Below are 26817 nucleotides of genomic sequence, written 5' to 3'. Positions count from 1 at the left end.
CATTATGGTTTTAAATAAAGATACAGCAAAAAAGACAGCAGAGCTTTTGTTGCAAATTAATGCAATTAAGTTGAATCCTGAAAATCCTTTTTCATGGGCTTCAGGATGGAAATCTCCAATCTATTGTGACAATAGAATAATCTTGTCCTATCCACAAATACGTAACTACGTGCGGGAAGAAATTGCCAAACAAGTAGAACACTTATACGGCAAGCCAGATGTAATTGCTGGTGTAGCTACTGGAGCAATAGGAATAGGCATGCTTGTTGCAGACTATTTAGGGCTTCCGTTTATCTATGTACGTCCTGAGGCAAAATCTCACGGAAGACAAAACCAGATAGAAGGTGCTTTAGAAGAAAACCAAACAGTCGTAGTTATTGAAGATTTAATTAGCACCGGTAAGAGTAGTTTAAATGCCGTAAAAGCACTGGAAGATTCTGGTGCCAAGATAAAAGGTATGCTAGCTATATTCACTTATGGCTTTGATGTTGCTACGTCTAATTTTGAAAAACACAACTTAGAGCTTCATACTTTAAGTGACTATGATCATTTAATAGAACAAGCTACAGAAACCAATTACATAAAAGAAGATCAATATAACACATTAATAGAATGGAAGAAAAATCCATCTGAATGGCAACAATAATATTATGCATATAGAAACTCCTAAAAAAACAATACAAAAGAGCAGTCAAGAAGTTTATGATTTCTTAATCGATATCAAAAACTTTGAACAATTAATGCCAGACAACATAAGTAAATTTGAGCTCTTAAACGAAGAGCGATTCTTATTTGCATTGAAAGGAATGCCAGAAATTGTTCTTCAACGCAAAGAAACAGTACCAACTAGCAAAGTTGTTTTAGGTGCCGCTAGTGAAAAACTACCGTTTACGTTAACTGCTAATATTATAGAATTAGGTGCAAAAGAAACGGAAGTGGTATTAAGTTTTGAAGGAGAATTTAATGCTATGATGGCCATGATGATAAAAAACCCTATTACCAATTTCATAGGCACTTTATCAGATAATTTACAGAAGATTTAATACCGTAATTTTAGTTCTTTTAGAGCGTACTCATTAAAGATTTCATCTTCCTCTTCTAGCACTAATTTACCTTCACTGGTGACATTTCTAATGATTCCTGTAAACATGGTATCATTAGCATCCTTTGAAAATGTAGAAGCTTTATCTTTTCTAAATAGTTGCTCTAAATATTCAATTTTTAAATCTTGCTTATTTACCATAAAATAATAGTCAAAAACTTCTTCAAGGTTTTTGGCTATTTTCTTTAGTAGCTCATCCAAATCATATTGAATACCCGTTATTAATTTTAAGGAAGATACATTTGGCAAATTATCAAATGATAATTGGTTCACATTTAAGCCTATTCCGATTATAGACGCCTGAATTTTTGCTCCTGAAAGTATATTTTCAATTAAAACACCACAGATTTTATGATTCCCTGACAAAATGTCGTTTGGCCACTTAATCTTTAAGTCAGGTATTTTTAAGTCATTTAAGCTGCGATAAATAGCTACAGAAACACAAATATTTAAATCAAATTGTTCTTGAACACTTAAATCCGTGCATTTTTTCAAGATACTGAAGGTTAGGTTCTTACCTTCATCAGCAAGCCATGCAGTCCCCATTTGTCCTCTTCCGCTTGTCTGTTTCTCCGCTACTACAATAGTATAATCTGATGCCTGAGTATTAAAGACCAAATCCTTCAGGTATACATTTGTAGAGTCTATGGCATCAAGTTTGATTATTTGCATTTGTTAACTATTATATAAAAGTTAAATCTTATTACTAAAAACAATAGCTAAGAAAACAAAAAAATAATAACTTTGCGAAAATTAAATTTTTTTAATGCAGAAAAAGCAAACAAGCGTAGATGAGCTCATCAGTTTTATTCTTGAGGGAATAGAAGAAGTTAAAGGAAATAACATAAGTTTACTTGACCTAAGAGAAATTGAAAATACGGTTTGCGACTATTTCATAATCTGTAACGGTACTTCAAACACGCATGTAAATGCAATAGTAGGCTCTATCCAGAAAACAGTTAGCAAAAAATTAAAAGACAAACCTTGGCACGTAGAAGGTTCAGATAACTCTGAATGGATTTTAATGGACTATGTTAATGTAGTTGTACACGTTTTTCAAAAACAAGTACGAGAGTATTATGATATTGAAGGACTTTGGGGAGACGCAAAAGTAACCATGATTGAAAATAGTTTTAAATAAGAAAAAACAAAAATGGCAAAAGATAACAATACAAGTCCGAAAAAACCAAAGTTTAGTTCGTGGTGGATTTACGGAATAATAGCAGTATTATTAATAGGATTCCAGTTTTTTAACAGCGCTAGTTTATCTAGTCAGAAAAAAACAACAACTTCTGAATTACAAGAATATTTAAGAAATGGCGATGTTGCCAAAATATTAATTGTAACCAACACAAGACAAGCTAAAGTATTCTTAACACAAGAAGCTTTAGAAAAAGATGTGCATAAGGAAGTTGCAAAGAAACCTTTCGGATTATCTGGCGGAGAATCTCCTCAGTATGTATTGGATTATGGAGACCCTCAAAACTTTGAGAACGACATAAAAAACACTAAAGTTGAATACAACCTAGACACTGTAATAGATTATACTACAGAAAACAACGTTGTTCTTGATATTCTTTTAAGCGTATTACCATTTATACTTATCATTGGTATTTGGATTTATCTTATGCGTAGAATGTCTGGCGGCGGTGGCGGTGGCGCTGGTGGTCAAATTTTCAATATTGGAAAATCTAAGGCTAAATTATTCGACGAAAAAACAGACACAAGAACTTCTTTTAAAGATGTTGCCGGATTAGAAGGCGCTAAGGAAGAAGTAGAAGAAATTGTAGACTTCTTAAGAAATCCTGACAAGTATACTTCATTAGGTGGTAAGATACCTAAAGGAGCCTTGTTAGTAGGCCCTCCAGGAACTGGTAAAACATTATTAGCAAAAGCAGTTGCTGGGGAAGCTAAAGTACCGTTCTTCTCTCTTTCTGGATCAGATTTCGTTGAGATGTTCGTAGGTGTTGGAGCCTCAAGAGTACGTGACTTGTTCAAGCAAGCTAAAGATAAATCTCCTGCAATCATTTTCATTGATGAAATTGATGCTATTGGTAGAGCAAGAGGTAAAAATAACATGACAGGTTCTAATGATGAACGTGAAAATACGTTAAACCAATTACTAACTGAAATGGATGGTTTTGGTACCAATACAAATGTAATCGTATTGGCAGCAACCAACAGAGCAGATGTTCTTGATAAAGCATTAATGAGAGCTGGTCGTTTTGATAGACAAATTTATGTTGATTTACCAGACATTAGAGAACGTAAAGAGATTTTTGAAGTTCACCTGAAGCCTATCAAGACTGCAGAAGCTTTAGATTTAGAATTCTTAGCGAAACAAACACCTGGTTTCTCAGGGGCAGATATTGCTAATGTTTGTAATGAAGCGGCACTTATAGCAGCGCGTAAGGAGAAGAAAGCAGTAACTAAGCAAGATTTCTTAGATGCTGTTGATCGTATCATTGGTGGCCTAGAAAAGAAAAATAAAATTATTACTCCTGGTGAAAAAGAAACTATTGCTTACCATGAAGCGGGTCATGCAACAGTTAGTTGGATGTTAGAGCATGCTGCGCCTTTAGTGAAGGTAACTATAGTTCCAAGAGGCCAATCATTAGGTGCTGCTTGGTACTTACCAGAAGAACGTCTTATTGTTCGTCCAGATCAAATGAAAGACGAAATGTGTGCTACCTTAGGAGGTAGAGCAGCAGAAAAAGTAATTTTTGATAAGATATCTACGGGTGCATTAAGTGATTTAGAAAAAGTAACTAAACAAGCAAGAGCTATGGTTACTATTTATGGTCTAAATGACAAAATTGGTAACTTAACTTATTATGATTCTTCAGGACAAGATTCTTATGGCTTCTCAAAACCATATAGTGAAGAAACCGCACAAACTATTGATAGAGAAATCTCTATTCTAATAGAAGAACAATACCAAAGAGCTGTTGAGCTTTTAGATCAGAACAAAGATAAACTTACGGAATTAGCGCAACGTTTGCTAGAGAAGGAAGTTATCTTCAAAGATGATTTAGAGAAAATATTTGGTAAAAGACCTTTCGAGAAAGATGTTGCTGAAGAAGCTGCTGCAAGAGAGGAAGAAGCTTCAAAAGAAGGAGACACCAACATATAATAGCATTATCTCAACCAGAAGTTTATCTTTGTAAACTTCTGGTTATTTATATTCAATAAGTAGTAGAAGTTTTAAAGATAAGAATGGGTCTATTTGAGAAACTATTTGGAGGTGGCAAAAAAAAGGTTTCTACGGAAGAAGAAGAAACTAGAGGCATGCATATGCCTGACCTTGATATTCCCATCGATGAAAAATTCACTATTTACTTCAAAAAGAATGGCGGAAAATTCATTTATTGTGATGGCAATCAAGATGTAAGTGATGCACTAAAAAACATCCGTTTAGAAAACAGCTGGGATGACACTGACTTTTTCTCTATGGATCAAAGACTTGAGGACAAGTTTAAACACGAAGCCATAACCTTTACCGATAATCCTAAAAAAAGTAAAATATTCTTTACCACTTGCGAACATTTAGTAGCACAGAATGGTTCTATTCTTATTTGCTCTAATCAATTAAGAGATAGAAAACTCAATGAATTACCAGAAAATTTTATTGTATTTGCTACAACAAGTCAATTGGTAAATTCTATCGGGGAAGGATTAAAAAAAATTAAGAAGCGACACTTAAATAGTATACCTACAAACATTACTACTATTAAACACTTTCAAGCCATATCAGAGGACAAAAAAGATTTTCTTACCTACGGGAGTAGCTCTAAAAATTTGTATCTTATCCTTCTGGAAGACTTATAATATGGGAGAAATTTTCAGAAGATTACTTACGGGAATCGTATACGTGGTAATATTGCTGTCTGCAATATTCTTAAGCTCAGATGCTTTTGACTTTTTATTCATGGCTTTTGGCTTAGCATGTTTGTATGAATTTAAGAGAATGACTAAACTGCCTGGCTACCATATTTTTGCGGCCTATCTAACACTTTGGTGGGCATTTATCTACCTCATCAATGATTATGCCTATGGAACATCAATCATAAATGTTTTAATGTTTCTGACGATTACCATAAATATCGCTCTTCTATTTTATCTATTTTCACCTAAAGAAAAAAAGTTTCAAAGCTTACAGAAGTTTTTAATTGGATTATTTTATATCGGCGGAGGTTGTATATTTCTAACCATGATTCCTTACCAGCAAAATAACTTTGCTAAATTTTTAATCATGGGTATTTTTATACTAATATGGGTAAATGATTCGTTTGCATACTTAGTTGGAAAGACTATTGGAAAGAATAAACTTTTCCCTAGCGTATCCCCTAAAAAAACTTGGGAAGGTACTATCGGTGGTTTAGTCTTTGCATTGGTCGCCGCTTATTTCATGTCTAAATACGAAACCAATATCAGCCTTATACAGTGGTTTATTTTAGCCGTTGTAATTGTTGTTACCGGAAGTTTAGGAGATTTAATAGAATCAAAATTTAAAAGAGCTGCTGGCGTAAAAGACAGCGGTGCTATTTTACCAGGCCACGGAGGTATGCTAGACCGTTTAGACAGTTTAATTTTTGCAGCACCTTTCGCATATTTAACCATAAATATTTTCAACCATGTTTCATAAAGAAGGGCAAAAAATAATTTTAATCTCGTTTTTTTTAGTAGCTATAATTGTTTTAGCTGCTCATTATTATATTGATTTAAATTGGTTGAAATTGCTTATTCAATGTACTGCAGTAGTATTTTTGATTATCATTCTTCAATTTTTTAGAAACCCGAAAAGAAACGTTACTAAAAGTTTTGATGAAATTTTAGCACCTGTAGACGGCAAAGTTGTGGTCATTGAAGAGGTAGAAGAAAAAGAATACTTTAAAGAAAAACGCCTTCAAGTTTCTATTTTCATGTCGCCTATTAACGTGCACGTTACAAGATATCCTGCAAGTGGTGCTATTACCTTTTCTAAATACCATCCAGGTAAGTTTTTAGTTGCTTGGCACCCTAAGGCAAGCGAAGAGAATGAAAGAACCACAATCGTTATCAAAACGCCAAAATTTGGCGAAATTTTATACCGACAAATCGCTGGAGCACTAGCAAAACGTATTGTTAACTATGCCAATGTTGGTGATAGTGCACATCAAGGAGAAGATGCTGGATTTATTAAATTTGGTTCTAGAGTAGATTTATTCTTACCTTTAGATGCAACCATTAATGTGAAACTTAATCAGAAAGTTATTGGTGCAAAAACCTGTATAGCTAGCTTACCAATAAAAGATGAAGACAGATAAACTTCACTCAGAATTCATAACCGCCGTAAAGTTTGTAAATGATTATACAGACCCTTTACCCGCAGATTTTCTATTAAAGCTATACGCTTATTACAAGATTGCCAATGAAAATTTTGACAATCCAGGAAGTAGCACCCCTTTAATTAATGCCTTTAAAGCAAATGCTTTATTTCAAGCTAAAAACCTTTCAAAGAAGGAGGCTATGAAAAACTACATTGCATTGGTACGATCAGAACTAGGCAATTTTGACAACTCTTAATCAACCATAAAAACAACGAAACCAATCACAGATTACTACTATTTTACCAAAAGAATAAATCCTTTTCTGTGAATATTTTCTAATTTTATAGCACTATCATAACTTAGATATTTACGAAGGTGCGATACAAAAACATTCAAGCTCTTGCGATTAAAATAATCATTTTTACCCCAAAGCCTTACAAGGATATCTTTATGGGAACATAATTGATTTTTGTTCTCTACTAATAATTGCAACAACTCCGCTTCCCTACTGGTTAACTTTATTACAGCATCCTGATACTTTAATTGCTGATTGGTAACATCAAATTTATAGCCACCGATGCTTAATAACGTATTAGACTCTTGTGATAAGTTTTCTTTTGGCACTAAACGATCTAGTAGCACGTTGATACGAACCACTAACTCTTCTTCATCAATTGGTTTTTTTAAATAATCTACGGCACCTAAGGAAAAGCCTTTGAGAACATCAATTTTTAATGATCTTGCCGTTAAAAACAAAAAAGGCAATTCAGGGAATTGGCTCTTCATTTTTGAAGCTAAAGTGTACCCGTCCATTTCAGGCATCATTACATCTAGAATAGCTAACTGAAATACATCTGTTTCAATTATCGCAACTGCTTCCAATCCAGACTTGACCCAGGTAACTAGAAAATTTTTCATTTTAAGGTACTCTGAAAGAAGGTATCCTAAAGATTCATCATCTTCAACTAATAGAATAGCATATTTATCTGGTTGCATCATGAGCCACTGGTAATTCAATTACTACTATTGTTCCTTTTCCTAATTCGCTTTGTAATGTTATTTTACCTCCATGGTTCTTAATAACGTTTTTAACGTAACTCAAACCAAGACCATACCCCTTCACCTTATGCAGATTTTCATCAAAGACGCGATAGTATTTTTGAAAAATATACCGCTGCTCTTTTACCGAGATTCCTTCACCATTATCTTCAATACGAATAAAAAGTTTTTTATTTTTAATAAAAGCTTTTAGATAAATTTCTGAATCCTTAGAGTATTTCTTCGCATTATCTAAGATATTATTAACGGCATTCTCTAGATGCGAAGATTCTGCCCTAAGTACATAAGACCCTACTTCTAAGTTGTACTTAAACTGAACATTCTCTAAAAGGGCTATTGCCTCAAATTCATCGCAAACCTGTTTTAGGTTTGAAAAAAAATCTATCGAGACCATCGTATAGACTTGCTTACGCTCCTCTAGCTTTGCCAAATCTAATACTTTATCTATATGACTCTTTAATCTATCTACTTGCGCCCTAACAAGCTTTAAAACTGGTTTTTGCTCTACCACCCCTTGTTCTTCTAAAAGTTTAGTCGCTAAGCCTATTGAAAATACGGGCGTCTTTAACTCATGTGTTAAATTATTAATGAATTCGTTGGTAGTGGTAATAATCTTACGCTGCCAATAAAAAGATTTTAAAACCCAAACGACTACAAAAATAATAGCCAACATAAAAACTAGACTAGGAATCGTTAGTCCGTTTAGCTGATATAAAAAAAAGGTGTTCATATCTTTAAACTGCAGTTCTAAAAATAGCTTTTCTCCTATTAATTTCGGTAAATATCCTTCCAATTCTAATGGGTAATTTAAAAGAGTATCGTCTTTCTCAAATCGTTTTGGAGAATATAAATAATAGGCAGAATCTCTAGACACTAACTGATATGTAAAATCTGAGGTGATACCTTGCGCTGCTAGTCTATCTATCAAAAAATCATTTAAAAAATGACTTGAGGCATCTTGTACACTATCTATACTTAAGCTAAAATAAGAACCATCTTTCGTAATAGACTTCCCTAAGAGAAAAGTTAATTCATTTTCTGTTGCTAGTTCCTTTTTTATATGATTACTTGAAGCCAATATATTTTTATCAAATTGAACCTTTGCTAGGTTTAATCCGATTCTTAAATATTGATATTGTACTATGAATAGCCCAAGTACAGAAATAACAAATACAATGATGTAAATTTTTCTTCTAAGTAACACAGCAACAATGTAAGGTAAAAATCAAAAATAATCTGCCTCGTCATTACTTTATTAATCGTATTAACCTTTCATTAATCTTTTTGACTTATTATTAATCTATTACTACAACTATAAACGGTACTTTAGTGACTGAGTTAATTGAATTTCAAAAAAAAAATTATTAGTGCCCTATTAAAAGCCAACCTACCCCTATTGGTTGGTTTTTAATTTTAAACCAACCAAACCTTATAAAGTATGAAAGCTATTTTCACTACTGTATCTGCAAAGATAAAAGCATTAAATTTTCTAGCTATTTCAATAGGATTGGTCTACCTTTTTTTTGGTGCCCTTAAATTTTTTTCATCTCTAAGTCCGGCTGAAGATCTTGCTATTCAAACCATTAACAGCATCACCTTGCATTTAATCCCTGAAAAAACAGCCCTACTTCTTCTTGCCCTATGGGAAACTTTTGTAGGCATCTGCTTGCTTTTAAATTTTCATAAAAAAGCAATATTAGTATTGGCCTTAGTACATATGTTTTTCACATTTACACCTTTGTTTATTGCGCCTGAAATCATTTTTTCAAATACGAGCTTTGCCCCCACGTTGTTAGGACAGTACATATTCAAAAATATAGTCATCATTGCCGCCTTAGCTACATTATTAAAAGATGTACATACTAAAAAGCAACTGCGTTTGGCTACCAATCAATAGGTCTATAGTCTTTTAGGAATTTACCACACCAATGCTTTCCGGTATTAATACCATCTATTAAAGGGTCTAATACACGAGCAGCACCATCTACAATATCTAATGGAGGTTGAAAATCATGAACTTCTTGTTTCTTTTTAGACAATTCTGCGGGATCCTCATCGGTTACCCAACCCGTATCTACAGCATTCATAAAAACGCCATCGGTTGCAAAATCTAATGCAGAAGTATGGGTCATCATGTTTAAAGCTGCTTTTGCCATATTGGTATGTGGATGCCTATCTTCTTTATAAAAACGATGAAACTTACCTTCCATCGCAGAAACATTGATAATATGCTTTTTACCGGTATTCTCTTGACGCATAAGCCTAGAAAGGCGGTTACACAATACAAAAGGAGCCACAGCATTTACCAACTGTACTTCTATCATCTCAGGAGTTTCTATCTCTCCTAATTTTAAACGCCAACTGTTTGTTTTACGTAAATCTACTTGCTGTAAATCTGCATCCAATTCTCCTTCTGGAAACACCTCTTTTGTAGCTAAAGAATTATCAAAGCTATATGGTATTTGAGATAATTTAGCAGATGCGCGAATGCCTATTCCTGGTTCTGGAGCATGCCATGTTACAGGTAAGGTATCATTTTGTTGACTAGATGTATTTTTACCCAATGCATTTAACTCATCTAAACAATACAGATGATCTGCTAAAACTTCTTTGGCTGCTTTTGGCAAAGCATCTACAGGCATTTCCTCATTTTTCATTAAATGCTGATAAAAACCTGCGGGCCTGCGTACAGTTTGAGCGGCATTGTTTATCAAGATGTCTAAACGACTATATTGTTGTTCTATGAAATTACAGAAGATCTCCACACTCGGAATATGACGTAAATCTAAACCGTGTATTTTAAGGCGATGGCCCCATTTAGAAAAATCATCTTCTTTAGAAAAGCGTAAGGCAGAATCTACAGGAAAACGTGTAGTAGCAACAACCGTTGCACCCGCACGCAGTAAAATTAGCGTAATGTGATATCCTATTTTTAAACGCGATCCTGTAACAATAGCTACTTGATCTGTAAGGTCTGCCGTTTGATAACGTTTGGCATAATTAAAATCACCACAATCTTGACACATGGTATCATAAAAATGATGCAGTTTAGTATATACTGTTTTACACACATAACAATTGCGTGGAGATTCTAACTCTCTTTCTTCTAAGTCTCCTAATTTTGCTGCTTCTAGCAAAATTGGAGCTTTAAAAACTACAGACTCTCTAGCGCTACGAATTCCTGTTTCTTTACGAGCATGCTTATCGCGTTCGATCATTTTACGCTTAGCTGCTTTCGCCGCATCTTTTTTGCGCTGCTTAAACTCATGACGATTTGGCCGTGATAAAAGCCCCGCAGCTTTAAGCAGTGCAACACGTTTCTCCTCTGGAAGTGCTAATACTTGGAACGCGTTTTCACCAAGTTTATCTAAAATAGAAATACACACATCTATTTCTTCCATACTTACATGAGTATCATTGCTACCCGTTATTTCCTTTTCATTTTCAGAATCCATACTACTACTATTGTTCAATGATTTTGATGCTGCAAATGTACAGTTAAAAACAAACACCCTTAAAAAAAAGATACCTCTGAATACTATAGCACTAACGCTAAAAGATCAAACAATATAGCTAATGAAAGAAAAAAGCACACGCTATAAATAAAGCATCCAGCTATGCCATAAAAAAACTCCATTTATACCTGTATCGATACAAATGGAGTATTACTCTATTTTTTAATAACGAATTAATTTCTTCCGAAGTAGAAAAGTAATTTAATCACAATTAAAATAACTCCTATAATTCCCCAAATGGGATTGGAGCTTGATTCTTCTTGAGGCACAGATTGAGCGGCATATGATTTCGCTGCAATTTTTGAGGCCTCTTTTGGATCAATGATAAAATCACTACAATTTGAAATAAAATCTGGCTTTCTTTGACTTAGAGAACAAACGATCCCCTTATTGGGGTCAAAAGTTCTTTTTTCGCACTTCTTACAAAATGCGAGACGCTGTGTTAAATCCATATGATAAAATTTGGTTGGTAAGAAACTAACGTCATATTTAACTATGTAGTATATCGCTTACAAAAAAACCAAATGCTACCTCAAGTATTTACACTGCAAAAAAACTATTTAACTTTTGTCTCTAAAACCTTTTTTCCTTCTAAGTAACCAATCATCACATCTCCAGAATTAACTTTGCCAACACCTTTTGGAGGCGTACCTGTTAATAAAATATCCCCTGGATTTAGTGTCATTATGGAAGAAACATACACCACAAAGTCTACCAAATTGGTAATCATATGCGAACTATTTCCTCTCTGCACTTCTACACCATTTACCTCATAAGAAAAATTAATAGCCGTCACATCTGGAAAATCAGCTATTGGGTAAAAAGGAGCGATAGGCGTAGCACCATCAAAACCTTTCGCTAATGCCCAAGGGCCTTTAGTTTCTCTACTGCTTGCCAAAACATCTTTTGCCGTTAAATCATTAGACAAAGTAACCGCATCTATAAAATCTAAAGCATTTTCTGCAGTTGCAGCTTTACACTTTTTACCTATTCTAAAAGCTAACTCTGCCTCAAACCACACATCATTTGAAAAACTAGGAAGAACTAAATCTTCATTATTTTCTAAAAGGGTGGTATCTGGTTTCGTAAAAACAATTGGTAGTACCTTCTCTGAAGGCATTTCACTCAACTCATTTACATAATTTTTCCCTACGGCTACTATTTTCATTATTTATTTTATTGATTAATTATTTTAAACTTGCTAAACTTTTCTCAAGGGTTTCTATTTTTGCTTCTGCATCAGCCTTTTTCTTATGCTCTATTTCAATGACCTGCTCAGGTGCATTGCTCACAAAGCGTTCATTAGACAATTTCTTTTCAACAGATTTTAAAAAGCCTTTTGTATACTTTAACTCTTCTTCTATTTTTTTAATTTCCGCATCAACATCAATAGCGCCACTTATGGGAATAAAATACTCATTACTTTTCACACGAAAAGACAATGCGCCGTCTACAGCCTCAGCAACATACGAAATTTCAGAAACATTAGTTAATTTAGTAATCACTGCATCCCAATCTTTGGCAATTGCACCTTCATTCAATACAGAAAGCTCTAAATACTCCTTCATCGGAATATTCTTTTGTTTTCTAATAGTTCTCACTCCTGCAATAACCTCAGCAGCAAAATCAAATCCTGATATTAAAGCTTCATCAATAGCTGTTGCTTCAGGCCATTTTGCAATTACCAAAGCTTCTTCTGGTGTTCTCTCTGCAATATGCTGCCATATTTCTTCTGTTAAGAATGGCATGAATGGATGTAATAGTTTTAAATTATTTTCAAAAATTACAATTACCGCATCAAACGTAGTTTTATCTATTGGTTGTTGGTATGCTGGCTTAACTATTTCTAACAACCAAGAACTATAATCATCCCAAACTAATTTATAAATCGCCATTAGCGCATCTGAAATACGATACTTGCTAAAATGATCTTCTATTTCTAAAAGTGTTTGATTAAACTTAGCATTATACCATTCTAATCCTAGTTTGGAAGCTTCTGGCTGTGGCAAATCTGCCACTTCCCAACCTTGTACCAATCGGAAACCATTCCAAATTTTGTTAGCAAAGTTTTTACCTTGTTGGCAAAGTGCTTCGTCAAACATCAAATCATTACCTGCAGCTGCACTTAGTAACAATCCAACACGAACACCATCTGCACCATATTCATTAATCAGCCCTAAAGCATCAGGAGAATTCCCTAATGATTTAGACATTTTTCTTCGTTGCTTATCACGAACTAAGCCCGTTAAATAAACATTCTGAAATGGTTTTTCATCTCTATATTCATATCCAGAAACAATCATACGAGCCACCCAGAAAAATAAAATATCTGGCCCCGTTACTAAATCATTTGTTGGATAATAATATTCTATTTCTTTATTCTCTGGTTCTAGAATACCGTTAAAAACACTAATTGGCCATAACCAAGAAGAAAACCAGGTATCTAAAGCATCCTCATCTTGCTTAAGATCTGCTGCAGATAGCGCTTTGTTTCCGGTCTTTGCAATCGCTTTTTCAAGCGCTTCCTCCTTACGCTCTGCAACTACAAAATCGTCTGCGCCTTCTCCATAATAGTAAGCAGGAATCTGCTGTCCCCACCAAAGTTGTCTAGAAATATTCCAATCACGAACATTTTCCATCCAATGACGGTACGTATTTTCAAATTTCTTAGGGAACAATTTTACATCTCCTGTTTCTAAAACAGCTTTAATTGCTGGTTCCGCAAGTTTTTCCATTTTCAAGAACCATTGATCCGATAATCGTGGTTCTATAACGGCTTTAGTTCTTTCTGAAGTTCCTACTTTATTTAAATGCGTTTCTGTCTTAACCAAAAAGCCTTTTTCTTCTAACTCTTTTGAAATTTCTTTACGCACTACAAAACGATCTTTACCTTCATAGTGTAAACCGTGATGATTTAAAGTAGCATTCGCATTAAAAATATCTATTACTTCTAAATTATGTTTTTCTCCTAAAGTCTTATCATTTACATCATGAGCAGGAGTAACTTTTAAACATCCCGTTCCAAATTCTATATCTACGTACTCATCTTCAATAATAGGAATAGCTCTACCACTTAGTGGCACAATGGCTTTTTTCCCTTTTAAATGCGTGTAGCGTTCATCATTAGGATTAATACAGATAGCAGTATCTCCTAAAATGGTCTCTGGCCTTGTCGTGGCAATAGTCACTTTTTCATCAGAACCTTCTATTTGATATTCTAAATAATATAGTAACCCTTGCTTTTCTTCATGGATTACCTCTTCATCTGAAAGAGTAGTTTGCGCTTCTGGATCCCAGTTTACCATTCTAAACCCACGGTAAATCAATCCTTTTTCAAATAAATCGACAAAAACTTTTATCACTGAAGCAGACATGTTGTCATCCAATGTAAACTTTGTACGATCCCAATCACAAGAGCATCCTAATTTTTTAAGTTGTTCTAAAATAACTCCACCATACTCATCCGTCCAATCCCAAGCATGTTTTAAAAATTCTTCACGCGTTAAATCGGCTTTATCAATCCCTTGTTCCTTTAATTTCGCAACTACTTTTGCTTCCGTAGCAATAGAGGCATGGTCTGTACCTGGCACCCAACAGGCATTTTTACCCATTAATCTAGCTCTTCTTATCAATACATCTTGAATCGTATTGTTAAGCATATGCCCCATATGTAGTACTCCCGTTACGTTTGGCGGAGGTATTACTATGGTATATGGCTCTCTTTCATCTGGTGTAGAATGAAAATAACCATTGCTCATCCAGTAATCATACCAATGTTTTTCTACTTTCTGAGATTCGTATTTTGACGCTATTTCCATATTTTGGTATAATTTTTGTTTTAAGTGATATGTATCTTCTAGAAGAACCCGACAAATGTTAAAAAATAAGATTTAGACTTCTTGAAATACGAAACAAAAATAAGTAACGTTATCAGATAACAAAAGAATTTTGAGGTTCATATCAAAATAGTTACATTTGAATCTCACCCAAAACTAAAAATGATGAAAAAAATTGTACTAATTTTATTTATTGGTCTATTAGGAATTAGCCTAAACGCACAAGACAAAGCTGCTAAAATCGACTTTAAATCAGATACTGTAGATTACGGTACTATTGAAAAAGGTTCTGATGGAAATCGTGTGTTTTTATTTACAAATACTGGAGATGCTCCATTAATTATTAGCAAAGTTAGCTCTAGTTGTGGATGTACTATCCCAAAAAGTCCAAAAGATCCTATTTTACCAGGTAAAACAGGTGAAATTCAAGTAAAATATGACACCAATAGAGTTGGCGCTATTAGAAAAGCAATTACTGTTATTTCTAACGCAGCTACACCAACTGTTGTATTAAAGATAAAAGGAGAGGTTAAAGAAACTGTTGTTCAATAGTTTTTCACTTCAACTTAAAAAATTTAAGCCTAACACTCTGTGTTAGGCTTTTTTATTTGAATAGCTTTTTAAGTACAAAAGATAACTGCACATCTCGATTAGCACGTTCTATCACTAATTTAATTTTTTTACCTTCTCGTTCATTTAAAAACTCAAGCACTTCTTGTAATTTATATCTATGAACGCTTTTTCCGTTTACCGATAACAACAAATCTCCTTCCTGTAAGCCCGCTTCATGAGCAGGGCTTCCTATACGTATAGCAGAGACTACAATTTCCGGCACCAAACTGAGCCTCGTTGTTCCTTCGAATAATATCTGAACATCGCCAAATGAATTTTCTTTCTCTCCACTTTTCAAAACTCCTTTTCCATCGGTAATCTGATCTGCTACATAGCGCATACCTGCATGTATTAGTTCTATGCCACTCATATTATATTTAAAAGGCTTTTTAAAATAGCTATTTTCCTTTAAGATAATTTCCCCTTTAGGATAATTAAACACCATATTAAATCTCTTAAGCACCTCTCCCCCTATACTACCATTCCTATCTCCCAAATCATTAATTGAGTTAAAAGTTTCCATTTTTGGAAAAGCAACTTTAGCACCATGCAATTCACTACTACCCAACCTAAAACCTTCTACCATGGTTCTTTTTCCAAATATTTCACCATTTAATCCTTTTCCTAAAAAAGCTTCATAATTTAGAAGGGGAACACCTATTCCTTTCTCTTGATCCTCAAAAAGCCATATGGCATCAGAACTTCCTGTGTCTACTAATAATCTAACTGCTGTCTGAATCGTATCATTAAAAAATACATGTGCGGCTATGTACGCCCTTTTTTTATGTATATCCAAAGGTAGCACCTGATGGTGTTTACTTAACTTGGGGACATATTTTTCTGGATTATAAAATTTTATAATTTGCTTTCCATAATTAATATCAACCACAAAATCTCTAAACAAATCATAACCGATAATACCATGTATAGGAATACCAAAAGTAGTAGAGAAATTAATATCCTTGTCTAGTACCACAAAGAGATCTTGTTGGGTATTTTGTATATCCCTTAAACGAAAAGTGTTTCCTTTAGAACTCAAAGCTAAGATGGAGTGCGCAGCTCCTAGCCCCTTAATTTTAACCTCCGTAACATCATTAATCTGGATAGAATCTTGACCCGTTAAATTAAAAAGAATAGGCGTACTAACTCCTGAATCTAAAATAAATGATAGCGAACTACCATTTACCTCAACGGGAATAATAATAACATTATTAATTAACTGAAACTTCATTTTCTGAACCCGCTTCCCTTCTTCCATTTGAAATTTCTGCGAAAAGCAAAAAAACGGAAGAACCAAAACAAGAATTAAAAAATGATTAATAAATTGCCTCAATTTTAGTTATTAGATAATTATTATGCTATAATTTACAATTTTAATCAATTAGAACATAATATATTAACAATAATCTGATGCTTTGTAAATTAAATTTATTCTATTGCTTTGTACCTATTGATTTCCCATTTTTGCAAAAAAAATACACCGATGCCTAATATCTCCACCAAGGGCCTATCAATGCCAGAATCTCCTATCCGCAAATTGGTTCCATTTGCAGAAGCTGCCAAGAAAAGAGGTATTAATGTGATTCACCTGAACATAGGTCAACCAGATATTAAGACTCCGCAAGTTGCCTTAGATGCTGTGAAAAAAAATTCTATTACCACTCTTAGCTACAGTAAGACAGAAGGTAATGACAGTTATAGAACTAAACTTGCCACTTATTATTTAAAGCACGGCATTGAGATCACTGCAGAAGATATCTTAGTAACTACAGGAGCATCTGAAGGATTATCTTTTGTCATAGGTAGTATTGCAGATACGGATGATGAAATTATTGTTCCAGAACCTTTTTATGCCAACTACAACAGTTTTTCTATTGCATTTGGTGTAAACGTGGTACCTATTGTTTCTAAAATAGAAACCGGATTTGCACTTCCTAGTATAGCCGATTTTGAGAACGCAATTACCGCCAAGACCAAAGCCATTTTAATTTGCAACCCCAATAACCCTACGGGATACTTATATAGTGAAGAGGAAATAAAACAATTAGCGCATCTTGTAAAAAAGCATGATCTATTTTTTATTGTAGATGAAGTGTATCGTGAATTTGTGTATGATGGAAAGGAGCATTATTCTGCGTTGAAAGAGAAAAATATTGATGACCATTGTATTGTAATAGATTCTGTCTCTAAAAGATACAGCATGTGCGGGGCCCGCATAGGTTGTGTTATTACAAAAAATAAAACTTTAAAAAATACTATACTAAAGTTCATGCAAGCCAGACTCTCACCGCCTTCTTATGCACAAATTGCGAGTGAAGCGGCTTTGGACACTCCTCAAGAATATTTTGATGAAGTAATCGCCGAATATGTTTTACGTAGAGACACCCTTATACAAGGGCTAAATAAAATTTCAGGAGTTAAAGTCATTTCTCCTCAAGGAGCTTTTTATTGCATTGTTGAGCTTCCTATTAAAGATTCTGATACTTTTGCACAGTGGATGTTGGAACATTTTAATATCGCTAACGAAACAGTAATGGTTGCCCCTGCCGCGGGCTTTTATGCCACAGAAGGTTTAGGAAAAAACCAAATTAGAATTGCATACGTTCTAGACAAAGAAACGCTGAAAAGGGCCATTTGTATTTTAGAACAAGCATTAAAAGAATATCGTCTAAATGAAGATTAAAAACAATGTATCGCTAAAACCTTATAACACGTTTGGCATTGACGCTAAGGCTCGTTTTTTTTATGAAATTACGACACTAACAGCATTAGAATCTGTACTAAAATTAGAAGAATACCCTAATAAATTTATAATTAGCGGAGGTAGTAATATGCTATTAACCAAAGATATAGATGCTTTAGTACTACATTTAAATCTAAAGGGAATTAAAATAGTTTCAGAAACAGATCATGATGTCATAATCAATGTGATGGCTGGAGAAAATTGGCATGAGTTAGTTTTGTGGACTTTAGACCAAAATTATGGTGGTTTAGAAAACATGTCTCTTATTCCCGGAAACACAGGGACCTCTCCGATTCAAAATATTGGAGCCTATGGTGTTGAATTAAAAGACACGTTTGAATCTTGTGAAGCGATGGAAATAGCTACTCAGAAACTTAAAATATTTAATAAAGAAACCTGTAATTTTGGATATCGAGAATCTTTTTTCAAGAATGAAGGAAAAGGAAAATACATTATAACATCGGTAAATTTAAGATTATCTAAGAAAGATCATGTTCTAAACACATCTTATGGATCTATCGATCAAGAGTTACAACATATGGGTATTACAACACCCACCATTAAAGATATTTCTAATGCCGTAATTGCTATTAGAAAAAGTAAACTACCTGACCCTGCTGAATTAGGAAATAGCGGAAGTTTTTTCAAAAATCCAATTATAAATAAAATTGATTTTCTTCACTTTATTGAGAAGCACCCAGAAGCCCCATTCTACAAGCTGTCAGAAGAAAACTACAAAATACCCGCAGGTTGGCTTATAGAGCAAAGTGGATTTAAAGGAAAAAGGTACGGTGATGCTGGTGTTCACAAGAATCAAGCATTAGTTTTAGTAAATTACGGTACAGCAACTGGAAAAGAAATAGTAGATTTAGCCCACAAAATTATAGATACTGTTTATGCAAAATTCAATATTCGTATCTTGCCAGAAGTTAATATCGTTTAAAAAAAATAACCCTGATAATAAATATCAGGGTTATACCAAACCAAACTAACCAAAAATTAAGCTTACGATAACCAGTCGTAAACTTATTCTATTATTCAAAATTTATTGTGTAACAATCAATTGTAAAATTTTTCGTTACATATTAATTACGTAGTAAAACTGGATTTAGATTTTTTGAAACTATATTTTTTTTAACCTTAACTTTTTCATGAGCGCACTACTCGAAAACCATATTGTTGAATTATTGCATGAACGCAATGAAAAAGCTATTTCTCTTCTCTATGAGAATTATAGTGACACCCTGTATGGTGTAGCCTATAAAGTCGTAAAAGATGAAATGCTTGCGCAAGATGTTTTACAAGAAAGTTTTGTAAAAATCTGGAAAAAGGCAGATAGCTATGACCCTTCTAAGGCAAAACTATTTACTTGGTTATTTAGGATCACGAGAAATACAGCCATAGATAAATTAAGAAGTTCTAAAACTAAAACCGACAAAGAAATCCAATTAGATGTTTCTGACGTATATAAGGTAGGTATTGAAGGTTTAAATCCTGATTTCATAGACATGCGCGAGAATCTTTTAAAAATAGATTCGAAATATAAAATTGTTCTTGAAGCTTTATTTTTTGACGGAATGACGCAACAAGAAGCCAGTGAGGAATTAGACATTCCGCTAGGAACAATTAAATCTCGATTAAAGATTGGGCTACGTGAATTACGAAAGATCTATATTGAGCCTGTAGTACTGCTATTTTTATTAACCTTAATAGCATAAGATTATGAAAGAAAAAATTAAATTATTTTTAGATACAGATCTTCTTGAAAAGTATTTATTAGGAGCTACAACAGATTTAGAAACGCTGCAAGTAGAGCGCTATATTGCCATGTACCCAGAGGTTAGAAAAACATACAACGAGCTGCAAGAAAATTTAGAAGAATTTGCTAAATCGTATGCCGTAAAAGCTCCTGAAGGCTTAAAAGAACAAATATTAAGTAGAGTTAAAGCTCAAAACTCTACGAGAAGAAAGTTCATGAGTTATGCAGTTGCCGCAAGTGTTGTTGCGCTATTATTTGCATCTGCATCTTATTTCTTCTACAATCAGAATTTAAACTTACAGGAAGAAAATTCAATGGTTACCAATCAAATTAAGCTTTTAGAAGCTGATATGAAGGAACGTTTAGAAGATGTAAGAAATCAATTTATTGTATTAAATAACCCAGATACAAAACAATACAAACTTAAAGGGAACAAAAAAGCAAAAGATTTAAAGGCTGTTGCTTATGTAAACCCTGTAAAAAAATTATCATACATTAATGTACAAAACTTGCCTCATCTAGAGGAAGGCCAGTACTTACAAATGTGGGCAGAGGTTAATGGAAAGATGTTAAACTTAGGCATTCTTAAAGATGCAGGTTCTAAAGATAACTTATTAGCTATTCCATATTCTGAAGACGCGGTAGGATACATTACTATAGAAAACGAAGGTAGCAACGAAACACCTACTGTTGAAAATATAGTAGCAAATATCACCTTTTAACAACTCTTGATTTTTTTGCATTAAAACATTCAAAAGATAAAATATTTGTACCTTTGTACAAATATTTTATCATGAAGTTAGTTTTATTAACCATAGGATTATTAGCGCTTGCTTTTGCAGGGATTGCTATTAAAATATGGTCAAAAAAAGATGGAGAATTTGCCGGAACTTGTGCTAGTCAAAGTCCGTTTTTAAACAAAGAAGGAGAAGCATGTGGTTTCTGTGGCAAGCTGCCAAGTGAACAAGATTGCAAAAAAGATACTTCTCCAGAACTTCAGTAAAAACTCACTGATGTTCCTTAATAAGCCAATTTGGACAAAACCAAGGACACCTTACAAGAATCCATAGCAAAAGCTAAAGCAGGAAATCAGATTGCTTTTAGTTTATTGTTAGATTCTTTCTGGAATGATGTCTATAGTTTTCAATTGCAACGTACCAAAAATGAAAATGATGCGGAAGATATTACCATTCAAACATTTTCCAAAGCCTTTGACAAGATAAATACCTACGATGAAAGCTATCAGTTTAAAACTTGGCTAATTACTATTTCTAAAAATATACACGTAGATCTTATTCGAAAAAGCAAACGTAATATTCTAGAAAAAACAGACAGTAGCGCTGATGCCATAAAGAAAGTATTAGACGATAGTCCTTCCGCTGAAGACCAACTTATAAATCAGCAAAATCTAGCCACGCTTCTAGAACATATTAAAAGCTTAAAACCACATTATCAAAAAGTAATCAATCTTAGATACTTCAATGAGTTAAGTTATGCTGATATTGCAGTACTACTCAACGAGCCAATTAACAATGTAAAAGTCAAACTTTTAAGAGCTAAAAAACTATTAGCCTCTGCCATAAAAGGAGCAAAATCTTAACTGATCAGCATTTAGATACATTCAAAATAAGCGATACAACCTCCCTTTCAAAAAACAATAGAACCTAAAATTCTTTGTATATTTGCATAAAAATTGACGATGAGCGATAGCGCAGTAAAAAGTGTTTTACCACCACAAGGAAAACCGAAATGGTTACGCGTAAAACTTCCTACAGGAAAAAAGTATACACAGCTTCGAGGTTTAGTAGATAAATACAATCTACACACCATTTGTACTTCTGGTAGTTGCCCTAATATGGGTGAATGCTGGGGAGAAGGAACTGCTACTTTCATGATTTTAGGAAATGTTTGTACTCGCTCATGTGGTTTCTGCGGTGTTAAAACTGGTAGACCAGAAGATGTAGATTGGGAAGAGCCAGAAAAAGTGGCACGTTCTATTAAAATAATGAGCATTAAGCATGCGGTGATTACTTCTGTAGATAGGGACGATATTAAAGATATGGGATCTATTATTTGGGCAGAAACTGTCAAAGCTATTCGCCGAATGAATCCAGAAACAACCCTTGAAACGTTGATTCCTGATTTTCAAGGCATTGAAACACACCTAGATCGTATCATAGCTGTTAATCCTGAAGTGGTTTCCCATAATATGGAAACGGTTAAAAGATTAACCAGAGAAGTAAGAATACAAGCTAAATACGAACGTAGTTTAGAGGTGCTCCGCTATTTACGCGCAAACGGCATTAACAGAACAAAATCTGGAATTATGCTAGGTCTTGGAGAACTTGAAGAAGAAGTGATTCAAACCATGCGAGATTTAAGAGATGTAAATGTAGACGTCATTACTATTGGTCAATATTTGCAGCCGAGTAAAAAACATCTTCCAGTAAAAGAGTTTATCACTCCGGAGCAATTTAAAAAATATGAAGAAATAGGATTAGAAATGGGCTTTAGGCACGTAGAAAGTGGCGCCCTTGTCAGGTCTTCGTACAAAGCACATAAACACATCCACTAAATTTAGATCCAAATCTAGCCTCATTTTAGGTTCTTTTATATACTACAAAATGAACTAGATTGCGTATTGTAGTTATGAAACAAATTAATATAGGAATTAATGGTTTTGGAAGAATTGGCCGCACATTTTTTAGACTGCTTCAAGCGCATCCTAATTTAAATGTTGTTGCTATTAATGATTTGGCAAATACAGAAACCTTAGCGCACTTACTAAAATACGATAGTATACATGGGGTATTTCCTTATTCTGTAACCCATACAGCAGATACGATTACTGTTGACCACAACAAGAAGGTACACATTTCAAATCAGCCTTTGCCAGAAAATATAAACTGGGAAAAACACCAGGTAGATATTGTTATTGAAGCTACAGGAAAGTTTAAAACCAAAGAGCATTTAAATGCTCATTTGAATAATGGTGCTAAAAAAGTTATTTTATCAGTACCGCCAGAAGATGAAAATATTAAAATGATTGTCTTGGGGGTAAATGAACATTTACTTACCGCTGAGGACCAAATTATTTCCAATGCATCGTGTACGACAAATAATGCCGCTCCGATGATAAAAATAATTAATGATTTGTGTGGGGTAGAACAGGCTTACATTACTACCATACATTCTTATACGACTGATCAAAGTTTACATGATCAACCGCATAGAGATTTAAGAAGAGCCCGAGCAGCAGGACAATCTATTGTACCTACCACCACAGGAGCAGCAAAGGCCCTTACTAAAATATTCCCTGAATTAGATGGCCTTATTGGCGGTTGTGGAATACGTGTACCTGTGGCTAATGGATCATTAACAGACATTACCTTTAATGTAAAAAAGGAAACGAGCATCGAAGAAATAAATAAGGCTTTTAAAGAGGTTTCTGAAAATTCTTTAAAAAATATTCTTTATTATACAGAAGACCCTATAGTTTCTATCGATGTTAACAATAGTTGTTACTCTTGTACGTTTGATTCATTGATGACTTCTGTTCTTGGTAAGATGGTAAAAATTATCGGTTGGTATGATAATGAAACAGGATACAGTAGTAGATTAATAGATTTAATTAGATTGATGCAAGATAAATCGTACATTTGAAAATAAAAGACCTACATATCAACTTCAATTTTAAAATGCTATTTGTGTTTGCCATGCTTTTTTGGCAAGCCACATATTCCCAAGATTCTATCGCCACATACCAAGAAGTGGAGGATTACTTTGCATTGGCAAGAACGTATAAAAACCAAGATAAATTAGATCTCTCTTTAGAGTCTGTTTACAAAGCCTTGAAAAAGGCCGAAAAATTAGAGGACTTAAAAACAATTATCGACTGCTATCATGAGTTGTCTCTACTCTATTTAAAACTTAATAAAATAGATCAATCCATACAGCTTTGGCAAAGAGCAGATGTATTGTTGAAAGACTCTGAATACCCTTACGGAAGTGCCACGCATAGGTATATTGATGCTTTACATTTAATGAAAGAGCAAAAATATTATCTAGCGAATCATGAGTTAGATAAGGCCGATAAAATGACTAATGTTAGAAACCTAACATTACACATTTTGTTAGCCAAAGGATTTATATATTTAGAACTACCCAAGTATACGGAAGCCGAGAAAAATTTTAACTCGCTCATTGTTAATAATGATACCAACGAGAAAGATTACATTGCTTCAAGGGCGTTTCTAGGATTAGCTTTATTAAAATCTAAAACCAATGAACCCGAAAAAGGTATTGAATATGCACTTCAAGGGTTAGACATCGCTAATAAAAATAACTTTTTCAATGAAATTTTAGAACTTAATAGTTACTTAGCTGCTACAAACGAACAACTATTTAAATTTGAGCAAGCCTTAGCGTTCAATAAAAATCTTGTTCAGATTAAAGATTCTATATACAACGAAACCAAAGTAAAGACAGAAGCTAAGAAAGCAGATAATATTTATTTTGAAACTCAAAAGAATACCATTACCAACCTTACCAAAGAAAATGAACAATTAAAAGCCTCTAGTAGTAGAACTGAAATAACAGCGATACTAACCTCTGCCTTTTTAACCATCATTTCTTTGTTGGCAGTATCCTTATACCGCAACAATCAAATTAAAGTAAAAACAAACGATCTATTACAGACAAAAAATAACGAATTAGAAGCCTCACGTGATGCCGCTGTAAAAGCCATGGAAGCTAAAACTAATTTCTTATCTACAGTAAGTCACGAACTTAGAACACCTCTATACGCTGTTACAGGGCTCACTCACCTCTTACTAGAGGAAAACCCTAGCGAAAGCCAGCAGGAACACTTAAAAGCGCTTAAATTTTCTGGAGATTACTTACTAAGCTTTATCAATGACATCTTGCAATTAAATAAGATTGACGCTGATAAATTAGAACCTGTCAATACAGAATTTAGTCTTAAGAAAGTGCTTTCAGAAGTCATCAGCTCCTTACAACAAAGCGCAAAAGAAAACGAAACCAAAATTTCGCTTGATTACGACGAAAATATTCCAAAAAGTTTATTGAGTGATTCTATGAAAATTTCTCAAATTCTAATAAACCTAGTAGGAAATGGATTAAAATTCACCAAAAAAGGAGACGTTACTGTTATTACCCGATTGCTTAGAAAGAGTGATGATGATGTCACCATATACTTTGAAGTAAGAGATACTGGAATAGGTATTTCTGATGATCAAATCACCAATATTTTTGAGAGCTTTGAACAAGGTTCTATTCAAATAAATAGAGAATATGGTGGCACAGGTCTTGGCCTAACTATTGTAAAAAGTCTGTTAGGGTTATTTAATAGTAAAATTGATTTAATGAGTGAATTAGGAAAAGGGAGTTCTTTTTTCTTTGAGTTGGATATGAAAAGTAAGAGTTACACTACTGAAGAAGAAGCCACAGCGGTAATAGCTCCCCAAGATTTTGACTTTAAAGGTTTGCACATACTTATCGTAGAAGACAATAAAATTAATCAAGTCATCACGAAGAAAATGCTGATCAAGAAAGAAATGACTTGTGAAATTGCTAGTAACGGTACTGATGCCGTAGAAATGGTTTCTCAGACTAAGTATGATGCCATATTAATGGATATTCATATGCCTGGAATTAGCGGAGAGGAAGCTACCATACTCATTCGAAAATTTAATAAGCATACGCCAATAATTGCATTAACCGCAATTTCTTTAGATGACAGTTTAGAAAGCTTTTATGCCGCAGGCTGTAATGATGTTGTTACAAAACCTTTTAAGCCAGAAGTGTTTTATCAGAAAATTGGAGAACATGTTTTTAATCCAAAACCACTTAGTTAAGAAGCGCACTAATTGCCTCTTTTATCCGTAAAGCTCCATCATTCAAAAATTGATGCTCAATACCAATATAGTGTAAGTTGAAAACTTTTCCCTTTAGCCTTACATAATCTTTTTCCGTTGTTAGAATAAATTCTTTCGAATTGAAGTTTTCAATCTCAGACTCAGAGAAAAAGTGATGGTCTCTAAAATTTAAATGTTCTACAATAATTCCTTTAGATTCTAAAAAAGACAACAATGGTTGTGGATTTGCAATACCTGTAACAAGCGTCACTTTTTTATCTATCAAATCTGTTACCACTAAATTCTCGCCGCCGCCCTTTAGCTCATTTTTATAATGCAAGAAACTAAAGAAGACTTTTTGCCCTGTCTCAGGCCCTATTTCTGCAACTATATTTTCCTGTGTGGCTTTTGACAGATCCTTGGGACATTTAGTAACAACTATTAAATTAGCCCTCTTAGCTTCTTTTTTACTATCACGGAGACTTCCTGTGGGCAGATACCAATCTTTCTGGTACCTATTATCATAAGCCGTAAGCAACATAGAAAACGAAGGTGTTACTTTCCTATGCTGAAAAGCATCATCTAACAAAATTACATCTGGTGCAATGCTCCTTTCGAGTTCTGCTATTCCATGTTGACGATCTGCATCTACAACCACTGGCACTTCTGGAAATTTCTGTGCAATTTGATAGGGTTCATCTCCTAAAATCTCTACCGTAGCCATTTCAGTAGAAACTTGATACCCTTTAGATTTTCGACCATATCCTCTACTTAAAACAGCCACTTTATGTTCCGTTTTTAAGGTTGACAAAAGAAACTCTATCATAGGTGTTTTCCCAGTTCCGCCAACACTTAAATTCCCTACACAAATAGTTGGGGTCTCATACTTCTTAGATTTAAAAAAATCAATATCAAATAAGAAGTTGCGAACATATACCACTACAGCATAGATCAGTGAAATTGGAAAAGCTAATATTCTTAAGACGCGCATCAAGAACGAAAATAT

Annotated in this window: 28 protein-coding genes; 19 read left to right on the top strand and 9 right to left on the bottom strand. The window is 33.9% G+C overall.

Annotation, left to right across the window (positions count from 1 at the left end; translation table 11 throughout):
• Nucleotides 1-4: 4 nt before the first annotated feature.
• A complete protein-coding gene (pyrE, locus tag BLQ19_RS17800) occupies nt 5-646 on the top strand; it encodes an orotate phosphoribosyltransferase (RefSeq protein ID WP_024481600.1) in 642 nt (213 codons plus the stop codon).
• Nucleotides 647-650: 4 nt separating this feature from the next.
• Entirely contained in the window at nt 651-1043 is a 393-nt protein-coding gene (locus tag BLQ19_RS17795; protein WP_074539233.1) for an orotate phosphoribosyltransferase, read from the top strand.
• Here BLQ19_RS17795 and BLQ19_RS17790 read toward each other — a convergent pair.
• Nucleotides 1040-1774: a biotin--[acetyl-CoA-carboxylase] ligase gene (locus tag BLQ19_RS17790; RefSeq protein WP_074539232.1), complete on the bottom strand. Its 735-nt coding sequence runs from the start codon at nt 1772-1774 to the stop codon at nt 1040-1042. The two genes, BLQ19_RS17795 and BLQ19_RS17790, sit on opposite strands and share 4 nt — an antisense overlap.
• A gap of 94 nt (nt 1775-1868) precedes the next feature.
• On the opposite strand from BLQ19_RS17790, the gene rsfS reads away from it, so the two are divergent.
• The 6 genes from rsfS to BLQ19_RS17760 all read left to right on the top strand — a co-directional run bounded on the left by rsfS (nt 1869) and on the right by BLQ19_RS17760 (nt 6667).
• Entirely contained in the window at nt 1869-2243 is a 375-nt protein-coding gene (gene rsfS / locus BLQ19_RS17785; RefSeq protein ID WP_024481603.1) for a ribosome silencing factor, read from the top strand.
• A 12-nt stretch (nt 2244-2255) separates the two neighbouring features.
• Nucleotides 2256-4235: an ATP-dependent zinc metalloprotease FtsH gene (gene ftsH / locus BLQ19_RS17780; protein WP_025615776.1), complete on the top strand. Its 1980-nt coding sequence runs from the start codon at nt 2256-2258 to the stop codon at nt 4233-4235.
• Between the two features lie 83 nt (nt 4236-4318).
• Nucleotides 4319-4930 (top strand): LUD domain-containing protein, encoded by a 612-nt coding sequence (locus BLQ19_RS17775; protein WP_074539231.1) that lies wholly within the window; start codon nt 4319-4321, stop codon nt 4928-4930.
• Nucleotide 4931: 1 nt separating this feature from the next.
• Nucleotides 4932-5747: a phosphatidate cytidylyltransferase gene (locus BLQ19_RS17770; RefSeq protein ID WP_074539230.1), complete on the top strand. Its 816-nt coding sequence runs from the start codon at nt 4932-4934 to the stop codon at nt 5745-5747.
• Nucleotides 5737-6408, top strand: a complete 672-nt coding sequence (locus BLQ19_RS17765) for a phosphatidylserine decarboxylase family protein (protein ID WP_024481607.1) — start codon at nt 5737-5739, stop codon at nt 6406-6408. Before BLQ19_RS17770 ends, BLQ19_RS17765 begins: the two co-directional genes overlap by 11 nt.
• Entirely contained in the window at nt 6395-6667 is a 273-nt protein-coding gene (locus BLQ19_RS17760) for an acyl-CoA-binding protein (protein WP_074539229.1), read from the top strand. Before BLQ19_RS17765 ends, BLQ19_RS17760 begins: the two co-directional genes overlap by 14 nt.
• Before the next feature lie 38 nt (nt 6668-6705).
• On the opposite strand, the gene BLQ19_RS17755 is transcribed toward BLQ19_RS17760, so the two are convergent.
• Both BLQ19_RS17755 and BLQ19_RS17750 read right to left on the bottom strand, forming a co-directional pair.
• Nucleotides 6706-7410 carry a response regulator transcription factor gene (locus tag BLQ19_RS17755; RefSeq protein ID WP_083332287.1) on the bottom strand — a complete coding sequence of 235 codons (705 nt, stop codon included), beginning with the start codon at nt 7408-7410 and terminating at the stop codon, nt 6706-6708.
• The gene (locus BLQ19_RS17750; RefSeq protein ID WP_254788421.1) at nt 7394-8548 is read right to left on the bottom strand and encodes a sensor histidine kinase; all 1155 of its coding nucleotides are present in this window, start codon (nt 8546-8548) and stop codon (nt 7394-7396) included. Before BLQ19_RS17750 ends, BLQ19_RS17755 begins: the two co-directional genes overlap by 17 nt.
• Before the next feature lie 360 nt (nt 8549-8908).
• Between BLQ19_RS17750 and BLQ19_RS17745 the strand changes: the two genes are divergently transcribed.
• Entirely contained in the window at nt 8909-9367 is a 459-nt protein-coding gene (locus BLQ19_RS17745) for a hypothetical protein (protein WP_051333201.1), read from the top strand.
• Here BLQ19_RS17745 and BLQ19_RS17740 read toward each other — a convergent pair.
• From BLQ19_RS17740 to BLQ19_RS17725, 4 genes are all read right to left on the bottom strand, one after another.
• Complete coding sequence (locus tag BLQ19_RS17740) at nt 9354-10925, bottom strand: SDR family NAD(P)-dependent oxidoreductase (RefSeq protein WP_025615782.1); 1572 nt, start codon at nt 10923-10925, stop codon at nt 9354-9356. The two genes, BLQ19_RS17745 and BLQ19_RS17740, sit on opposite strands and share 14 nt — an antisense overlap.
• Nucleotides 10926-11158: 233 nt before the next feature.
• Nucleotides 11159-11437: a hypothetical protein gene (locus BLQ19_RS17735; RefSeq protein ID WP_024481613.1), complete on the bottom strand. Its 279-nt coding sequence runs from the start codon at nt 11435-11437 to the stop codon at nt 11159-11161.
• 104 nt (nt 11438-11541) lie between these two features.
• Nucleotides 11542-12153, bottom strand: coding sequence for a fumarylacetoacetate hydrolase family protein (locus BLQ19_RS17730; protein ID WP_024481614.1), 612 nt, complete (start codon nt 12151-12153; stop codon nt 11542-11544).
• A 19-nt stretch (nt 12154-12172) separates the two neighbouring features.
• The gene (locus BLQ19_RS17725; RefSeq protein WP_074539227.1) at nt 12173-14803 is read right to left on the bottom strand and encodes a valine--tRNA ligase; all 2631 of its coding nucleotides are present in this window, start codon (nt 14801-14803) and stop codon (nt 12173-12175) included.
• Between the two features lie 180 nt (nt 14804-14983).
• Between BLQ19_RS17725 and BLQ19_RS17720 the strand changes: the two genes are divergently transcribed.
• Nucleotides 14984-15373, top strand: a complete 390-nt coding sequence (locus tag BLQ19_RS17720; protein WP_081688274.1) for a DUF1573 domain-containing protein — start codon at nt 14984-14986, stop codon at nt 15371-15373.
• A 52-nt stretch (nt 15374-15425) separates the two neighbouring features.
• Here the strand turns inward: BLQ19_RS17720 and BLQ19_RS17715 are convergent, their stop codons facing one another.
• Complete coding sequence (locus BLQ19_RS17715; RefSeq protein ID WP_083332286.1) at nt 15426-16691, bottom strand: PDZ domain-containing protein; 1266 nt, start codon at nt 16689-16691, stop codon at nt 15426-15428.
• Between the two features lie 225 nt (nt 16692-16916).
• On the opposite strand from BLQ19_RS17715, the gene BLQ19_RS17710 reads away from it, so the two are divergent.
• The 9 genes from BLQ19_RS17710 to BLQ19_RS17670 all read left to right on the top strand — a co-directional run bounded on the left by BLQ19_RS17710 (nt 16917) and on the right by BLQ19_RS17670 (nt 25811).
• Nucleotides 16917-18116 carry a pyridoxal phosphate-dependent aminotransferase gene (locus tag BLQ19_RS17710; protein WP_024481618.1) on the top strand — a complete coding sequence of 400 codons (1200 nt, stop codon included), beginning with the start codon at nt 16917-16919 and terminating at the stop codon, nt 18114-18116.
• Nucleotides 18106-19119: a UDP-N-acetylmuramate dehydrogenase gene (gene murB / locus BLQ19_RS17705; RefSeq protein ID WP_074539225.1), complete on the top strand. Its 1014-nt coding sequence runs from the start codon at nt 18106-18108 to the stop codon at nt 19117-19119. The genes BLQ19_RS17710 and murB overlap by 11 nt, the downstream gene beginning before the upstream one ends.
• Nucleotides 19120-19327: 208 nt before the next feature.
• On the top strand, nt 19328-19894 hold the full coding sequence (locus tag BLQ19_RS17700) for an RNA polymerase sigma factor (RefSeq protein WP_024481620.1): 567 nt from the start codon (nt 19328-19330) through the stop codon (nt 19892-19894).
• Between the two features lie 4 nt (nt 19895-19898).
• Nucleotides 19899-20657, top strand: a complete 759-nt coding sequence (locus tag BLQ19_RS17695; protein ID WP_024481621.1) for an anti-sigma factor domain-containing protein — start codon at nt 19899-19901, stop codon at nt 20655-20657.
• 71 nt (nt 20658-20728) lie between these two features.
• Nucleotides 20729-20938, top strand: a complete 210-nt coding sequence (locus BLQ19_RS17690) for a hypothetical protein (RefSeq protein WP_029446995.1) — start codon at nt 20729-20731, stop codon at nt 20936-20938.
• 30 nt (nt 20939-20968) lie between these two features.
• A complete protein-coding gene (locus tag BLQ19_RS17685) occupies nt 20969-21535 on the top strand; it encodes an RNA polymerase sigma factor (RefSeq protein WP_024481623.1) in 567 nt (188 codons plus the stop codon).
• 99 nt (nt 21536-21634) lie between these two features.
• A complete protein-coding gene (gene lipA / locus BLQ19_RS17680; protein WP_024481624.1) occupies nt 21635-22510 on the top strand; it encodes a lipoyl synthase in 876 nt (291 codons plus the stop codon).
• A gap of 74 nt (nt 22511-22584) precedes the next feature.
• Nucleotides 22585-23598 carry a type I glyceraldehyde-3-phosphate dehydrogenase gene (gene gap, locus BLQ19_RS17675; protein ID WP_029449915.1) on the top strand — a complete coding sequence of 338 codons (1014 nt, stop codon included), beginning with the start codon at nt 22585-22587 and terminating at the stop codon, nt 23596-23598.
• Nucleotides 23595-25811 carry a tetratricopeptide repeat-containing hybrid sensor histidine kinase/response regulator gene (locus BLQ19_RS17670; protein ID WP_367888707.1) on the top strand — a complete coding sequence of 739 codons (2217 nt, stop codon included), beginning with the start codon at nt 23595-23597 and terminating at the stop codon, nt 25809-25811. Before gap ends, BLQ19_RS17670 begins: the two co-directional genes overlap by 4 nt.
• On the opposite strand, the gene lpxK is transcribed toward BLQ19_RS17670, so the two are convergent.
• A complete protein-coding gene (gene lpxK, locus BLQ19_RS17665) occupies nt 25804-26802 on the bottom strand; it encodes a tetraacyldisaccharide 4'-kinase (RefSeq protein WP_074539223.1) in 999 nt (332 codons plus the stop codon). The two genes, BLQ19_RS17670 and lpxK, sit on opposite strands and share 8 nt — an antisense overlap.
• Nucleotides 26803-26817: the final 15 nt, after the last annotated feature.

The sequence above is a fragment of the Cellulophaga baltica genome, from assembly GCF_900102165.1.
Taxonomy (GTDB): Bacteria; Bacteroidota; Bacteroidia; order Flavobacteriales; family Flavobacteriaceae; genus Cellulophaga; species Cellulophaga baltica.
Note: the sequence above shows the minus strand (reverse complement) of the source record. Positions and strands in the feature narration are given on the sequence as shown.

Coding starts and splice junctions, on each gene's coding strand:
- pyrE (WP_024481600.1), top strand. CDS start 5: ATGGTTTTAAATAAAGATACAGCAAAAAAGACAGCAGAGCTTTTGTTG.
- BLQ19_RS17795 (WP_074539233.1), top strand. CDS start 651: ATGCATATAGAAACTCCTAAAAAAACAATACAAAAGAGCAGTCAAGAA.
- BLQ19_RS17790 (WP_074539232.1), bottom strand. CDS start 1,774: ATGCAAATAATCAAACTTGATGCCATAGACTCTACAAATGTATACCTG.
- rsfS (WP_024481603.1), top strand. CDS start 1,869: ATGCAGAAAAAGCAAACAAGCGTAGATGAGCTCATCAGTTTTATTCTT.
- ftsH (WP_025615776.1), top strand. CDS start 2,256: ATGGCAAAAGATAACAATACAAGTCCGAAAAAACCAAAGTTTAGTTCG.
- BLQ19_RS17775 (WP_074539231.1), top strand. CDS start 4,319: ATGGGTCTATTTGAGAAACTATTTGGAGGTGGCAAAAAAAAGGTTTCT.
- BLQ19_RS17770 (WP_074539230.1), top strand. CDS start 4,932: ATGGGAGAAATTTTCAGAAGATTACTTACGGGAATCGTATACGTGGTA.
- BLQ19_RS17765 (WP_024481607.1), top strand. CDS start 5,737: ATGTTTCATAAAGAAGGGCAAAAAATAATTTTAATCTCGTTTTTTTTA.
- BLQ19_RS17760 (WP_074539229.1), top strand. CDS start 6,395: ATGAAGACAGATAAACTTCACTCAGAATTCATAACCGCCGTAAAGTTT.
- BLQ19_RS17755 (WP_083332287.1), bottom strand. CDS start 7,410: ATGATGCAACCAGATAAATATGCTATTCTATTAGTTGAAGATGATGAA.
- BLQ19_RS17745 (WP_051333201.1), top strand. CDS start 8,909: ATGAAAGCTATTTTCACTACTGTATCTGCAAAGATAAAAGCATTAAAT.
- BLQ19_RS17740 (WP_025615782.1), bottom strand. CDS start 10,925: ATGGATTCTGAAAATGAAAAGGAAATAACGGGTAGCAATGATACTCAT.
- BLQ19_RS17735 (WP_024481613.1), bottom strand. CDS start 11,437: ATGGATTTAACACAGCGTCTCGCATTTTGTAAGAAGTGCGAAAAAAGA.
- BLQ19_RS17730 (WP_024481614.1), bottom strand. CDS start 12,153: ATGAAAATAGTAGCCGTAGGGAAAAATTATGTAAATGAGTTGAGTGAA.
- BLQ19_RS17725 (WP_074539227.1), bottom strand. CDS start 14,803: ATGGAAATAGCGTCAAAATACGAATCTCAGAAAGTAGAAAAACATTGG.
- BLQ19_RS17720 (WP_081688274.1), top strand. CDS start 14,984: ATGATGAAAAAAATTGTACTAATTTTATTTATTGGTCTATTAGGAATT.
- BLQ19_RS17715 (WP_083332286.1), bottom strand. CDS start 16,691: ATGGAAGAAGGGAAGCGGGTTCAGAAAATGAAGTTTCAGTTAATTAAT.
- BLQ19_RS17710 (WP_024481618.1), top strand. CDS start 16,917: ATGCCTAATATCTCCACCAAGGGCCTATCAATGCCAGAATCTCCTATC.
- murB (WP_074539225.1), top strand. CDS start 18,106: ATGAAGATTAAAAACAATGTATCGCTAAAACCTTATAACACGTTTGGC.
- BLQ19_RS17700 (WP_024481620.1), top strand. CDS start 19,328: ATGAGCGCACTACTCGAAAACCATATTGTTGAATTATTGCATGAACGC.
- BLQ19_RS17695 (WP_024481621.1), top strand. CDS start 19,899: ATGAAAGAAAAAATTAAATTATTTTTAGATACAGATCTTCTTGAAAAG.
- BLQ19_RS17690 (WP_029446995.1), top strand. CDS start 20,729: ATGAAGTTAGTTTTATTAACCATAGGATTATTAGCGCTTGCTTTTGCA.
- lipA (WP_024481624.1), top strand. CDS start 21,635: ATGAGCGATAGCGCAGTAAAAAGTGTTTTACCACCACAAGGAAAACCG.
- gap (WP_029449915.1), top strand. CDS start 22,585: ATGAAACAAATTAATATAGGAATTAATGGTTTTGGAAGAATTGGCCGC.
- lpxK (WP_074539223.1), bottom strand. CDS start 26,802: ATGCGCGTCTTAAGAATATTAGCTTTTCCAATTTCACTGATCTATGCT.